The 13,939-nt window shown below is 71.8% G+C and carries 11 protein-coding genes and 1 pseudogene; 6 read left to right on the forward strand and 6 right to left on the reverse strand.

From position 1 onward, the window contains the following. Nucleotides 1-62: 62 nt before the first annotated feature. Both ACFYPJ_RS17435 and ACFYPJ_RS17440 read left to right on the forward strand, forming a co-directional pair. Nucleotides 63-1,172 carry a hypothetical protein gene (locus ACFYPJ_RS17435; RefSeq protein WP_389017217.1) on the forward strand — a complete coding sequence of 370 codons (1,110 nt, stop codon included), beginning with the start codon at nucleotides 63-65 and terminating at the stop codon, nucleotides 1,170-1,172. A gap of 2 nt (nucleotides 1,173-1,174) precedes the next feature. After that, on the forward strand, nucleotides 1,175-2,578 hold the full coding sequence (locus ACFYPJ_RS17440) for an FAD-dependent oxidoreductase (protein WP_389017220.1): 1,404 nt from the start codon (nucleotides 1,175-1,177) through the stop codon (nucleotides 2,576-2,578). Nucleotides 2,579-2,611: 33 nt separating this feature from the next. Here ACFYPJ_RS17440 and ACFYPJ_RS17445 read toward each other — a convergent pair whose 3' ends face one another. The 3 genes and pseudogenes from ACFYPJ_RS17445 to ACFYPJ_RS17455 form a co-directional block, all read right to left on the reverse strand. After that, entirely contained in the window at nucleotides 2,612-3,658 is a 1,047-nt protein-coding gene (locus ACFYPJ_RS17445; protein WP_389017223.1) for an EamA family transporter, read from the reverse strand. 334 nt (nucleotides 3,659-3,992) lie between these two features. Further along, a pseudogene (locus tag ACFYPJ_RS17450) lies at nucleotides 3,993-4,097 on the reverse strand (metallophosphoesterase); the annotation flags it as partial. Nucleotides 4,098-4,128: 31 nt separating this feature from the next. Beyond that, on the reverse strand, nucleotides 4,129-7,074 hold the full coding sequence (locus ACFYPJ_RS17455; RefSeq protein WP_389017226.1) for an FAD-binding and (Fe-S)-binding domain-containing protein: 2,946 nt from the start codon (nucleotides 7,072-7,074) through the stop codon (nucleotides 4,129-4,131). Between the two features lie 279 nt (nucleotides 7,075-7,353). On the opposite strand from ACFYPJ_RS17455, the gene serC reads away from it, so the two are divergent. Beyond that, nucleotides 7,354-8,472, forward strand: coding sequence for a phosphoserine transaminase (serC, locus tag ACFYPJ_RS17460; RefSeq protein WP_389017229.1), 1,119 nt, complete (start codon nucleotides 7,354-7,356; stop codon nucleotides 8,470-8,472). A 161-nt stretch (nucleotides 8,473-8,633) separates the two neighbouring features. Here the strand turns inward: serC and ACFYPJ_RS17465 are convergent, their stop codons facing one another. Together ACFYPJ_RS17465 and ACFYPJ_RS17470 are read right to left on the reverse strand one after the other, a co-directional pair. Further along, complete coding sequence (locus ACFYPJ_RS17465) at nucleotides 8,634-10,184, reverse strand: caspase domain-containing protein (RefSeq protein ID WP_389017232.1); 1,551 nt, start codon at nucleotides 10,182-10,184, stop codon at nucleotides 8,634-8,636. Nucleotides 10,185-10,186: 2 nt separating this feature from the next. Next, nucleotides 10,187-10,576, reverse strand: a complete 390-nt coding sequence (locus ACFYPJ_RS17470; RefSeq protein ID WP_389017235.1) for a hypothetical protein — start codon at nucleotides 10,574-10,576, stop codon at nucleotides 10,187-10,189. A 197-nt stretch (nucleotides 10,577-10,773) separates the two neighbouring features. On the opposite strand from ACFYPJ_RS17470, the gene ACFYPJ_RS17475 reads away from it, so the two are divergent. The 3 genes from ACFYPJ_RS17475 to ACFYPJ_RS17485 all read left to right on the forward strand — a co-directional run bounded on the left by ACFYPJ_RS17475 (nucleotide 10,774) and on the right by ACFYPJ_RS17485 (nucleotide 12,447). Continuing rightward, on the forward strand, nucleotides 10,774-11,043 hold the full coding sequence (locus tag ACFYPJ_RS17475) for a type II toxin-antitoxin system Phd/YefM family antitoxin (protein WP_389017238.1): 270 nt from the start codon (nucleotides 10,774-10,776) through the stop codon (nucleotides 11,041-11,043). Continuing rightward, the gene (locus tag ACFYPJ_RS17480; protein WP_389017241.1) at nucleotides 11,036-11,299 is read left to right on the forward strand and encodes a type II toxin-antitoxin system RelE/ParE family toxin; all 264 of its coding nucleotides are present in this window, start codon (nucleotides 11,036-11,038) and stop codon (nucleotides 11,297-11,299) included. The genes ACFYPJ_RS17475 and ACFYPJ_RS17480 overlap by 8 nt, the downstream gene beginning before the upstream one ends. Nucleotides 11,300-11,553: 254 nt before the next feature. Then, on the forward strand, nucleotides 11,554-12,447 hold the full coding sequence (locus ACFYPJ_RS17485) for a virginiamycin B lyase (protein WP_389017244.1): 894 nt from the start codon (nucleotides 11,554-11,556) through the stop codon (nucleotides 12,445-12,447). 32 nt (nucleotides 12,448-12,479) lie between these two features. Here ACFYPJ_RS17485 and ACFYPJ_RS17490 read toward each other — a convergent pair whose 3' ends face one another. Further along, nucleotides 12,480-13,424 carry a hypothetical protein gene (locus ACFYPJ_RS17490; RefSeq protein ID WP_389017247.1) on the reverse strand — a complete coding sequence of 315 codons (945 nt, stop codon included), beginning with the start codon at nucleotides 13,422-13,424 and terminating at the stop codon, nucleotides 12,480-12,482. Between the last annotated feature and the right edge of the window lie 515 nt (nucleotides 13,425-13,939).

Raw genomic sequence — 13,939 nt, forward strand, 5'->3', positions numbered from 1 at the left:
TCCTTCAGGCAACGTGAGAGCAGCAGCGGGCGGGGCCGGGGCGGCTGTCGGAAGGCATGGTCATGCCGCAGGACATCGCGTTCCACCTGCCCTTCGCACCGGACGTCAGCCCGGACGCGGACGACGCCCGGCGGCGCAGTCTCGACTGGTGCGCACGCCAGGGCCTGGTGGCCCATCCCGTCAACCGGCGGCGGTTCCTGCGCTGGGACATCGCCGGTCTCATGGCGGCCTGGATCCCGCGTGCCACCGGGGAACGGCTGGATCTGGCGGTGGACGCGGTCGTCGTGGCCACCTTCCTGGACGACCAGTTCGACGGTCCGCTGGCCGCCGAGCCGCGCCGGGTCGCGGCGGCCTGCCGCACCTTCACCGACGTGATCGCCTCGGACGGCGCCGCACCGGCCGGCGCGGGTCCGTTGGCCGGCGCGTTCGCGCAGGTGTGGCGCCGCCTGGCCCACCGAGCCTCGTCCGACTGGCTGGCGGCCACCGGGCAGCACTGGCAGTGGTACCTCAACGCCTACGCCGAGGAGGCCGGCAACCGCGCGCACCGTCACGTCCCGACCCGGGCCGAGCACTTCGCGCTGCGCCGCAGGTCCGGCTTCGTCTACGCCATGCTCGACCTGAGCCAGAAGGCATACGGCTTCGAACTGCCGCCCCGTCGCTACGCGGACCCGACGGTGCGCCGCATGCTCGACATCACCGCCGACGTCGTGGACACCCTCAACGACGTCCATTCCGTCGAGAAGGAGGAGTCCCGCGGCGACCTGCACAATCTGGTCCTGGTCATCGAGCACGAACTCGGCTGCGGCCGCGACACCGCGATCGCCGAGATCCAGCGGATGATCCACGGCTGGTGCGCGGAGTTCGTCGCGCTGGAGGACAGGCTCGGGGAGCGGGCGGTCGGAAAGGACCCTGTGAGCGAGGGCACGGCTGGGGAGGGCAGGCCCGGGCAGGGCGGCCTCGGGGAGGACTTCGCCGGGCAGGACGTCCCGGGGCAGGACGTACTCGCGGACGGTCCGCCCCGGCCCGACGCCGCGGTCGTCGCGCGGCTCACCGACTGCATGCGCAGCGCGATGAGCGGCTATCTGCACTGGAGCCAGGTCTGCCTGCGCTACTCGCATCTGGTGCCGCCGGGCGAGCCCGCACTCGTCACCGACCTGCTCACCCGGAACTGATCATGGTCGCCCGGCTGCTGTCCTCCCGGTCCCGACCCGCGCGCCGCCGGGCCCTCGTCGTCGGCGCGGGAATCGCCGGGCTGCTGGCCGCCCGGGTGCTGGCGGACGGCTTCTCCGAGGTCGAGATCGTCGAACAGGACGCGCTGCCGGCCCGGCCCGGACAGCGTCCCGGCGTGCCGCAGGGCCACCACGTGCACGGCCTCACCGCCCGGGGCGCCCAGGTGATGGAGCGCTTCTTCCCCGGACTGCACGACGACCTGACCCAGGCCAGCGCCCCCGGCGGGGACTTCGGGCAGATCGTGGCGTTCCGGTTCCCGACGTGCTGGTCGCCGCGGGCCACGACCGGAATCCCGCTCCAGACCTTCAGCCGTCCCCTGCTCGAAGCCCATCTGCGCGAGCGGGTGCTGAGCCTGCGCAACGTCCGGGTCCGTTCCGGCGTACGGGTCACCGGCCTGACCGGCGGGCCCGGCCGGGTGACCGGGGTGCGCGCCCGCGACACCGGCACGGTCCTCGCCGCCGACCTGGTGGTGGACGCGAGCGGACGCGCCTCCCGGCTGCCCGGCTGGCTGACCGGACTGGGCCTGCCCGCCGTCGCGTCGACGGTCATCGACGCGCACGTCGGCTACGCCTCACGGCTGTACGCCGCGCCCGACCCGCTCACTCCGCCCTGGGCCGCCGCCATGGAACTCGTCCAGGCTCCGTACGTCCGCCGCGGGTTCATGGCCACCCGGGTCGAGGACGGCCGGCTCCTGGTCACCCTGCAAGGCGCGAGCGACGACCACCCGCCGCACGACCCCGACGGTTTCACCGCGTTCGCCCGGAGCCTGCGCACTCCGCTGGCCGACCTGCTCGCCCACCTCACACCACTGACCGCCGTACGCCGCTACGCCCACTGCGCCAACCGGCGCACCCACTACCACCGGCTGCCCCGCTGGCCCGACGGGCTGATCGCCCTCGGCGACTCCGTCTGCGCCTTCAACCCGCTCTACGGGCAGGGGATGGGCGTCGCCGCCATGGAGGCGGAACTCCTGCACACCATGCTCGCCCGCCTGCCCGCCGGACCCGGCCACGGCTTCACCCGGTCCTACCAGCAGCGGGTGGCCGAGCTGACCCGGCGCCCCTGGATCATGTCCACGGTGCAGGACCGCGGCTGGCACCTCGGCCCCGCCGCCGACCGTTCCACCCGGGTCACCAACGCCGTGCTGACCACCGTGCAACGGACCATGTCCACCGACCCGGAGGTGTTCCGGCGGTTCCTCGCCGCGATGCACATGACACAAAGCGCCGCGGTACTGCTGCACCCGCGAGCGGTACGCGCCCTCGCCGTCACCGCACTGCGCCCGGGGCCCGCCCCGGACGACGCCCGCCTGTGGTGGGGCCGCCCGGCCCCTCGGCGACCGGACTGACCGGGCGGCGGCCCACCGACGGTGTCCGGCCGGTCAGGACGTCGGCCGCTGCGGTTCCGCTGCCAGCTCGCGCGCCGGTTCCGGCATCGCCACCGGTTCCGGCATCGCCACCGGTTCCGGCTTCACCGCCGGCTCCTGTTCCCGCGCGGTCCTCGCCTGCGGCTTCGGCTTCGGCTTCCTCCGGCCCACCTGGGTGCGCACCGCGCCCACGCTGGCCGCGATGACCAGGGCGATGGCCAGGGTCTCGGTGACCGACAGGGCCTGGCCGAGGATCAGGAAGCCCGCGGCGGCGGCGAGGGCCGGTTCCAGGCTCATGAGGATGGCGAAGGTGGAGGCGGGCAGGCGGCGCAGGGCGACCAGTTCGAGGGTGTAGGGCAGTACGGAGGAGAGCACCGCCACCGCCGAACCCAGCGCGACGGTGGTCGGGTTCAACAGTTTCGTGCCCGCGTCGGCGATCCCCAGCGGCAGGATCAGCAGGGCCGCCACCGCGACGGCCAGCGCCACCCCGTCGGCCTGCGGGAAGCGGCGGCCGGTGCGGACGCTGAAGACGATGTACGCCGCCCACATCGCCCCCGCGCCGAGCGCGAAGCCGACGCCCGCCAGGTCGAGGTCACCGAAGCCCCCGCCGCCCAGCAGGAAGACCCCGCCGAGGGCCAGGCCCGCCCAGACGGTGTTGACCGCCCGGCGGGAGGCCAGCACCGACAGCGCCAGCGGGCCCAGTACCTCCAGGGTGACCGCGGGGCCCAGCGCGATGCGGTCCAGGGCCTGGTAGAACAGGCCGTTCATGCCGCCCATCGCGACACCGAAGACGATCACCGTGCCCCAGTCGGTGCGCGAGTAACCGCGCAGCCGGGGCCGGCACACCACGAGCAGGACGACGGCCGCCGCGAGCAGCCGCAGCGTCACCACGCCGAGGGCTCCGGCCCGGGGCATGAGGGTCACGGCGAGCGCTCCGCCGAACTGGACCGAGACCCCGCCGGCCAGCACGAGGCCGATCGGCCCGAGCGAACCGAACCGGCCCCCCGCGGTCTGCTGCGCGGAGACGGCGGAGGTCTGAGAGGCGGAGTCGGAGGGGGTCACGGGCGGTCCAGTTGCTCGGTCGGTGGGTGTGGATGTGGCTGTTCATCACGATGTATTACCAGGTCCAGGGTAAGAGACCCCGACAGGAGTGTGAACCTCGTATGCCACTGTCCTGGACGCGACGGAATCGCAAGCGGCCTCAGCGCACCCCTTTGTTCCGCTCGTCCGGCCGCTGGTCCGGATGCTCGTCCGCCGTTCGTCGGCCCCGCCCGTCCCGCCCTGGGTCCCGCCGCCCGTCCCGCGGGCCGAACAGCTCCAGCACTTCGACGTCCGTGGCCCGCGCGTACAGGAAATAGTCGGCCCAGTCGGCGATGTCCGGGTAGGCGCACTCCGCGACGAGGCGGTCGGCGGCGGCCACGTCGGGCTCGGCGAGGACGGCCTCCAGCGCGGGGAGCACACCGTGGATGTCCGAGAGCACGGCGACCCGGTCGTACGCCATCCGCTCGTCCTGCCCCGCCCGCTCCTCCCGCTCATCCGACCCTGCCATCGCCATCCCCTTCCCCATCCTCATCCGGCCCCAATGCCTGTGCCAGCACCTCCGCCAGGTGCCGCCCCCGCACCCCGGCCAACTGCTCCAGCTGCGTACGGCAGGAGAAACCGTCCGCCAGGACCACCGTCCCCGCCGCGGACGCCCGTACGGCGGGCAGGAGCTGGTCCTCCGCGCAGGCCACCGACACCTCGTGGTGGCCCTTCTCGAAGCCGAAGTTGCCCGCGAGGCCGCAGCAGCCGCCGCTCAGGTCACCGGTCAGGCCCGCGGCCTCGCGCAGGCGCCGGTCGGCCGCGTCACCGAGGACCGCGTGCTGATGGCAGTGGGTCTGTCCGGCCACGGGCCGGTCCACGGCGGGCGGGGTCCAGTCGGGCGCGTACCGCTGCAGGGCCTCGGCGAAGGTGACGACCGCCGCGGCCAGGCGGGCCGCGCGCGGATCGTCGTGGAGCAGTTCGGGCAGGTCGGAGCGGAGCGCGGCGGCGCAGCTCGGCTCCAGGACGACGACGGGCACCGAGGCCCGCAGCACCGGTTCCATCAGGTCGAGGGTGCGGCGCAGCACCGCGCGGGCCCGGTCGAGCTGGCCGGTGGAGACGTAGGTGAGCCCGCAGCAGACCTTGCCCCGGCCACGCAGGACGGCGAGCGGGTTCAGCGTGGCCGACCTGCCGCCGCCCACCGGGGGCGCCGCCAGGTGCAGGGTCGGCGGCAGGGCCACGCGCAGCCCGGCGGCCTCCAGCACGCGTACGGCCGCCCGGCCCACCGACGGCGAGAAGTGCTCGGTGAAGGTGTCCGGCCACAGCACGACGAGGTCGCCGCCGTCGGCCGGGACCGGTTTCCGCCGCCGCCACCAGTGGCTGAACGTCCGGCCGGCCAGCCGCGGCACGTCCCGCTCGGGCGCGAGCCCGGCCGCCCGCCCCGCGAGCCGCGCGAGCGGCCGTACGGCGGCGAGCGCGTTGACCACGGACGCCGTGCGGGTCCTGGCGGCCCAGCGCAGCCACTGCGGCAGCCGGCCCAGCACGTAGTGGGCCGCCGGGCGCCGCCGGCCCGCGTAGTGGTGGTGCAGGAACTCCGCCTTGTACGTGGCCATGTCGACCTCGACCGGGCAGTCGGAGCGGCAGCCCTTGCAGGACAGGCACAGGTCCAGCGCGTCCCGGACCTCGGTCGAACGCCAGCCGTCCGTCACCACTCCGCCGGCTTCCCCGGCCAGCATCTCGTGCAGCAGCCGGGCCCGCCCGCGCGTGGAGTGCGCCTCCTCGCCGGTCGCCCGGAAGGAGGGGCACATGACGGAGGCGCCGGCCGCCGTCGTCGTACGGCACTTGGCGACGCCGACGCAGCGGCGGACCGCCGCCGAGAAGTCACCGCCGTCGTCCGGGTAGCCGAAGGCGACCGGGACGGGTTCGCGGGGCAGGACGGCGAAGCGGAGGTTCGTGTCGAGCGGGGCCGGGCGGACCAGCATGCCGGGGTTGAGCAGGCCGTCCGGGTCCCACACGTCCTTGGCCCGCTCGAACAGGCCGACCAGCCGCGTCCCGTACATCTTCGGCAGCAGTTCGGCCCGCGCCTGGCCGTCGCCGTGCTCCCCGGACAGCGAACCGCCGTACGCCACCACCAGCTCGGCGACCTCCTCGGAGAAGCGCCGGAAGCGGCCGATGCCGACCTCGGTGAGCAGGTCGAAGTCGATGCGGACGTGGATGCAGCCGTCGCCGAAATGCCCGTACGGCGTGCCGCGCAGGCCGTGAGCGGCCAGCAGCGCGCGGAAGTCCCGCAGGTACGCGCCGAGCCGGGCGGGCGGCACCGCGCAGTCCTCCCAGCCCGGCCAGGCCTCCGCGCCCTCCCGCGTCCGGGTGGCCGTACCGCTGGCGTCCTCCCGCACCCGCCACAGGGCCCGCTGCTCGCCCGGTCCGGTCACCACGAGCGCGTCGACGACGTCGGCGGCGCGGACGATCGCCTCCGCACGCGCGCGTGCCCCGGCCGCCGTCTCCCCGCCGGTCTCCACGAACAGCCAGGCCCCGCCCCGGGGCAGCCCGGCCGTCGCCGGCACCAGGTCGGCCGCCATGCCCTCGACGGTCAGCGGACGGTGCGGGAGCAGGCCCGCGGCGGCGTCGGCGGCGGCGCTCTCGTCGGGGTAGCCGAGCACGGCCAGGGCCCGCGCGGGCGGGTCCTCGACGAGGCGTACGACGGCCTGGGTGAGCACGCTCAGCGTCCCCTCCGAGCCGCAGAGGAAACGGGCCACGTCGGCGCCGCGCTCGGGGAGCAGGGCGTCCAGCGCGTACCCGGAGATACGGCGCGGGAGTTCGGGGAAACCGGTGCGCAGCAGCGCCAGTTCGCCCGCGACCAGGTCGCGCAGTCCCGCCGGGGCGCCCGCCCAGCCGGGTCCCGGCCGCAGCCGCTCGCCGCGCGCGGTGACGACGTCCAGTTCCCGGACGTTGTCCGCCGTGGTGCCCCAGGCCACCGAGTGCGCGCCGCAGGAGTTGTTGCCGATCATCCCGCCGAGCGTGCACCGGCCGTGGGTGGACGGGTCGGGACCGAACCGCAGCCCGTGCGGGACGGCGGCCTCCTGGAGCCGGTCCAGGACCAGGCCGGGCTGTACGACGGCGGTGCGGGCGCCGGGATCGATCTCCAGCACCCGGTTCATGTGCCGGGTGAAGTCCAGCACGACGCCGGTACCGGTCGCCTGCCCCGCGATCGACGTACCCCCGCCGCGCGCCACCACCGGCACCCCGCGCGCCCGGCACACGCCGAGGACCGCCGCGACGTCGTCGGCGTCCCGGGGCGCCACCACTCCGAGCGGGACCCGCCGGTAGTTGGACGCGTCCATGGTCGTCAGCGCCCGGGCGGTGACATCGAAGGCCACCTCGCCCCGGACGGCCCCGCGCAGTTCCGCCGCCAGGTCCCGCACCGGCTCCGCCGCACGATCCTCCGTCGCCTCCGTCATGCGTCCAGCAAAGCAGGCGGGCGGCGGTCGGCGGTCGGTACAGCAGCCTTCGGGGCGTCGCCGCACGCTGCCCGGCCGCCCCGCCCCGGGGCCCTGGCACGACCATCGGGCGGCCCGTGGGACCGCCGCCCGGCGGGCCTCGACGCCTCCGTCCATGGACGGAGATGTCAGCACCTGGTGGACAAAAACGTCAGCGCGGAGCGCCCCGTCACCCGAAACGCCGTCTCAGCCGACGGACGTGGTTTCGCCGGGATTTCCCCGAACCGCTAATCTCACGTCGTGGCTGAGATCCAGATTCCTGCTGACATCAAGCCCGCGGACGGCCGTTTCGGCGCGGGTCCCTCCAAGGTCCGGGTGGAGGCGCTGGACGCGCTCGCCGCGACCGGCACGTCCCTGCTGGGCACTTCCCACCGCCAGGCCCCGGTGAAGAACCTGGTCGGCAAAGTACGCGAAGGCATCGGCGCCCTTTTCTCGCTCCCCGACGGCTACGAGGTCGTCCTCGGCAACGGCGGGTCCACCGCGTTCTGGGACATCGCCACCCACGGCCTGATCGAGAACAAGTCGCAGCACCTCTCGTTCGGCGAGTTCTCGTCCAAGTTCGCCAAGGCGTCCAAGCTGGCGCCGTGGCTGGCCGAGCCCACGGTCATCGCCTCCGACCCCGGCACCCACCCGGAGCCGCAGGCCGAGGCGGGCGTGGACGTCTACGCCTTCACGCACAACGAGACCTCGACCGGTGTCGCCATGCCGATCAAGCGGGTGGCGGGCGCCGACGAGGGCGCGCTGGTGCTGGTGGACGCGACGAGCGGGGCCGGCGGCCTGCCCGTCGACATCGCCGAGACCGACGTCTACTACTTCGCCCCGCAGAAGTCCTTCGCCTCCGACGGCGGCCTGTGGATCGGCGTCTTCTCCCCGGCCGCGATCGAGCGCGCCGAACGCGTCCACGCCTCCGGCCGCCACGTCCCGGAGTTCTTCTCGCTCCCCACGGCGATCGACAACTCCCGCAAGAACCAGACGTACAACACCCCGGCGCTGGCCACCCTCTTCCTGCTGAACCAGCAGTTGGAGTGGCTGAACGGCCAGGGCGGCCTCGTCTGGTCCACGGCCCGCACCAAGGACTCCTCGACCCGCCTGTACTCCTGGGCGGAGGAGGCCAAGTACGCCACTCCGTTCGTCTCCGACCCGGCCAAGCGCTCCCAGGTCATCGGCACGATCGACTTCGCCGAGGAGATCGACGCGGCGGCCGTCGCCAAGGTGCTGCGCGCGGGCGGCATCGTCGACACCGAGCCGTACCGCAAGCTCGGCCGCAACCAGCTGCGCGTCGCGATGTTCCCGGCGGTCGAACCGGCGGACGTCGAGGCGCTCACGAAGTGCGTCGACTACGTGATCGAGAAGCTCTGACTGTCTACGCGTACGGCAGTCGCGCAGGACGGTCACGCATGGCGGTCGCGTACGACAGCCACGCATGACAGTCGCGTACGGCAGTCGTGTACGGCAGTCGTATGCAACGTCGAAGGGTGCCCGGTGAGTGCCGGGCACCCTTCTTCATCAGGTGACGTACGTCAACCGCGCTCGATCCCCGTGGTGTCGAGCAGCAGGCCGCTGTTCCCGTCCTCGGTCCGGACGAGGATCGAATCGCCGCGCTGTTCCAAGGCCAGGTACCAGACCCCTGGCATCAGCTTCGCGACGATCCGCCCGCTGCCGTCCTCGCTGCGCACCGGACGCGGCACCGGAACGGCGAACCAGAACGGGTCGTACGGCGACTCGGGCCGGGTCCCGCCGCCCACCGCGCTCAGGGCGCTCCACAGGTTCCGCAACGCGCGCTCCTGACCGGTCTCCACCGGGTCGGCCCCGTTTTCGTCCGCGAGTCCCTTCCGGTCCGAGACTCCCTGCTGCGTCGTCGACTGCCCGGTGTCCGACTGCCGGGTGTCCGTGCCGATCTGCACACCGCTGGTGTCGAGCAGCAACCCCCGGGTGCCGTCGCTGTCGGCCGCCGTCCAGGCGTCACCGCGCCGCCCCAGTGCCAAGTACCAGACTCCGGGCTGCAGTTCGGACAGCGGCTCCAGCGAGCCGTCCTCGCCGAACAGCGGGCGCGGCACCGGAACGGCGAACCACTTCGGCTGGAAGGCCGGGTCGGGGGAGGCGGCGATCGCCTTGGCGAGGCGGCCCACGGTCTGCAGCATCCGCTCCAACCGGGTCTCGGCCGCGCGGCGCAGTTCCTCCGCCTCCCGGCGCAGTTCCTCCGCCTCCCGGCGCAGCCGCTCCTCCCGTTCCTCCATCTCCGCGAGCCGCTCGGCGGCCTCCTGCTGACGGGCCGCCTCGTCCGGCGTCGTGCCGTCCGCCGTCTCCGGGTCCGCCCCGCCTCCCGAGCCCGGCGCGGATCGATTCCGCGCAATCGCGATCAAGCCGCCGGTGTTGCGGCTGCGCTGTTGGGGAAGCGGCCGGGAGCGGGCGGCGAGCCGCCGGTGGACCTGCCGGTACAACGTGTCCATGTCCACCGGATCGGGCCCCTGAGCGATGCCGTCCCGCAGCACCCCGATCAGCTCGCCCGTGAACGCGGTGTACGTCTCTCCCGGCGGCGAGAGCGCGGGCCGGGTCTCGGCCGAGGCCGTGAGCAGGCAGGTGCCCTCGACCGCCGCCTGGTCGGCGATGTGCGCGCTGGCGCTCATCCGGCCGAGCAGCGCGCGCCCGCTGTAGCAGCAGTCGAGGATCACGACCGTCCGCCGGGCGCGCGCCCCGAGGTCCAGGACGGCCCGGCGCAGGTACTCGTAGCGCAGCGAGGTGTACTCGCGTTCGGGGTCGGAGTGCGTCAGCGCGAGGTACAGTTCGTCGGTGTGCGGGTCGGTCAGGCCGTGGCCCGCGTAGTACACGAGGAGGGTGTCCTCGGCCAGGCGGCCCTTCTCCCGTACGACATCCAGCACCTGATCGGTGCGCGACGGCTGCTCGATCACCGTGCAGGAGTCCTCGGGCAGCCCCCACACGGTGGGCTCCGTCAGCACCTCGCGCAGTCCCCGCAGATTGTTGGCGACCGCCGGCAGGTCTTCCAGTACGGCGTACTCGTGCACGCCCACCAGTACGGCCTGGGAAGAGGCCGGATCGGACAGCGCGACCACGACTAGGTGTCGTCTCCGTCCGCGGTGGACCCCACGGGGCCGGGGACGTCGCCGAAGCGGGCGAGAACCAGCTCGACCGTCTCCGGTGACGCGTCGTGGACCGTGACCACGACGCCGTCCCGCTCCAGGGTGATCTGCGGGGGCCGCGGGCGGGAGGACCGCCAGCCGGCCAGGGCGACGAGCAGCGAACCGAGCGCGAGGGAGTTGCTCACCACGACATTGACGACGTCCAGGCTCCCGCCGCCCATGGAGCCGGGTGCGACGGCACCGGACGTCGGAGCGAAGGTGACCTCGCCACGCAGTTCAGGATCGGCCGCGAGCCAGCGCTGCAAAGACGCCGTCAGCCCGCCGGAGGACGGTTGTTCCTCCCCGATGGTGATGCCGAACTCCATCCGCCCCGGCCCCCTTTTCCCTTGGTCGCCCGGCGTGGGCTCACCGATGCTCCATCGTAGAAGCCAACTCCGGCAAGGGTCTGCCGCTTCCTTGGCCGGCGCCCCGCGGGACGCATGCTGGGCGCCCGGACTGCTGGGCGCCTTCGAGCAACCATGAGCCGTGGTGTACATCTGCGTCACTCGGTACACTCGGACACATGACACAACCGCTGCCCATAGAGTCCATCCGCGATGTCCGGGCGCATCTGGCCGAGGTCGTGGAGCGGGCCGACCGGGACGACGTACCCACCGTCATCACCCGGCGCGGCAAGCAGGTCGCCGCCGTGGTGTCCATCGAGGTGCTGCGCAAGTATCAGCAGTGGGAAGAGCGCGAGATCAACCGGATCATCGACGAGCGCATGGCCGACCCCGCACCCGGCATCCCGATCGAGGACATCATGAGGGAGACGCTGGCGCGCAGTGAGTGAATACCGCACCGTCTTCCGACCCGAGGCTCAGGCCGAACTCCGCAAGGTCCCGCGAGACATGGCCCTCCGTATTCTGGCCAAGCTGACCGAGCTGGAAACCGACCCGCTGGGGTTCGACACCACCGCCCTCGTCTCACAGCCCGACCGCCGCCGCCTGCGGGTGGGCGACTACCGCGTGATCTACACGATCGACAACGGCGAGCTGGTGGTGTGGGTGGTGACCGTCGGGCATCGCTCCACCGTCTACGACGCCTGAACGCCCCTGGAGTCAGGTCAGAACATCTGGCGCGGGGTCGACGCGCGTGCCGTCGGACGAGGTGTTCCCGGAGTCGAAGCCGGAGCCGGAGTAGGAGGGTGAAGCGCCCGCGGGAAAAGCGGTTGCAGCCGCCTTCCGCACCCGGGCAGGGTGCGGTGGTGATCGTGACAGCGATCGTTCACGACCTGGTACGAGTCCGAGTCAGGGCATCGTCCGGGAACAGGACCTGAGGCCCGTCCCAGCGAGGAGTTTCTGTGCGCCCTTGCGACGCCCGGGCCGTCCGGGAGATCCCCGTGGCGGACCAGGAGGCCGGGCCTTACGGCATCGCGGCCGGCCCTGACGGGGCCCTGTGGCTCACCTTCGTGCACAGCGGTCGCATCGCGCGGCTCACCCTCGACGGCGAACTCAAGGAATTCCCCCTGGACTCGCCCGGCTGTCGTCCGTCGGTCATCGCCCCCGGGCCGGACGGGGCGCTGTGGTTCTCCCGGTCCCTGGACCACCGGATCGGCCGGATCACCACGGACGGCGAGACGGAATCCTGGCGCGTGCCGACGCCGGACAGCGGACCGTTCGGGGTCACCGACGGGCCGGACGGTGCGGTGTGGTTCACGCAGATGAACACCGACCGCATCGGCCGTATCACCACCGCCGGAGAGATCACCGAGTTCGCCCTTCCCGTCGAGGGCGCGTTTCCCTCGGCGATCACCGCGGGTCCCGACGGAGCCCTGTGGTTCACCCTCAACCAGGCGAACGCCATCGGCCGCATCACCACCGACGGCGACACCACCGTCCATCCGTTGCCCACCCCGGGCGCCGCTCCGGTGGGCATCACCAGTGACGGCGCCGACCTGTGGTTCGTCGAGATCGCGGCGGGCCAGGTCGGCAGGATCTCGACGGACGGTGACATCAAGGAATTCCCGCTCCCCGACCGCACGGCCAGACCCCACGCCATCGTCGCCGCCTCCACCGGGGACTGCTGGTTCACCGAATGGGGCGCGAACCGCATCGGCCACATCACCGCGAGCGGCGAGATCACCGAGTACGACCTGCCGACGCCGTCATCCGAACCGCATGGCATCACACTGGGCCCGGACGGTGCCCTCTGGGCGGCCCTGGAGACGGGAGCGGTGGCCCGCGTGGCACTGTGAGGGACACCGGGCCGGACGCCGCCTTGCCACCTTTATCGGTGGTGGCTTGGTTTTCCCTTCGGGTCACGCAGGAACGAATTGACCGGTCGGTTCTCCGGGTGGGACAAACCGGCCCGGAAATCGCCGTACACGGCGGGCAGATGATGGTACGCGAGCACCTGGCCGGCCACCACGGACCGCACATACTGATCCTGCGCATCGCTGTGGGCGTACGGCACGGATGAGAAATCCGGCTGATAAGCCTGCAGGTACGGGGCGACGGAGCCGGCCGCGTTCAAGCCTCCGCACGCTGTCGCTGGTCCCGCACCCGGGGACTCAGCCGGGCCGGACAGACCGGGAGGCTCAGTCCGGCCCGCAACCGGCGGCCCTGGAGGCAAAATCTCCAGGGAATCCTGGAGCCCGAGCCTGAACGCCTCCCGTCTGTTCTGCACGGCGAGATCCACCAGCTTCTGATTCAGGCCGTACCTCGCCGCGTTACGCAACCATTCTGCGAGATTTTGAGGCAGGACACCCACAGTCAGAGCATATCCACTTACCGTGTCCCTCTGCCTGAGAAAGCCAAGTATATAGCCCTTCTTCTGGTCATCCTCATATGACTTCGGAGGGTTCTTTCTCTTTCGAACCTTCTTACATTCATCCACTTCCTTCTGCGACACACCATACTTTTCCGCCCCACTCCCCCATCTGTCGATTGTTGGAGAAGGGATGGGTCTGGACTGCGCGGCACCAAAATCGGCCAACGTACGCTCAAGCGGGTCCTTCAACCATTCTTCAAGGATCCGCGTGATGTCACTTGGCGAAACTCGCCTACGGCCTTTCATGATCTCGGGATCAACGAGGTATCTCTCCGAGTTGGTCACCCATTTACTGAACGTCGGCAATTTCACCCCCTTTTCACTCCCGAACCGTTTCCGGCTCTTACCACTTTTATAAAACTCCTCCAGGAGGGCCTTCTTTCGGGCTTTGGAGTTTGGCATGTCCTCTCCTTACCGGTGCGCTTCATTCGTGCACGACAGGCACGAGACGGCGGCAGGCCGGGAAACCCCGCCGGCGTGATCATTATCGATCGGCGCGGGATGACAGCAGGCCGGATTCCGCCAAGGCGTCGCTCCCACTGCCACAACGGGTAGGCGCAGGTACTGATTCACCGGGAGCCACGGCCAGAAACGACGCAGGCGTCACGGTGGGCGGCGAGGCAAGAGGGCCAGCTTCCGCGCGCCACGTGCGTACGGACCCGGTTCACGATCATGGAAAAGCCTGGGCACCCATGGGACCCGCCCCCAGGGGAACCGCGTCCAAGGGACCTAAAAAATCACGGAAATTGGTCTAGCCCTTTCCTGGCTCGCCCGCCAGGGACGGGAGGTCGGCATGGCGAGAAGTACGCGCGATTGGTCCAGTCCAATCCTGTTCGACGCTCATTGACGTGGATGCGACAACGGGCTTTCTCTGGGACTGCACAGTCCAGCGCACCTGTCCGATGCCGACCACGGCG

The sequence above is a fragment of the Streptomyces sp. NPDC006012 genome, assembly GCF_042871185.1.
Lineage (GTDB): Bacteria > Actinomycetota > Actinomycetes > Streptomycetales > Streptomycetaceae > Streptomyces.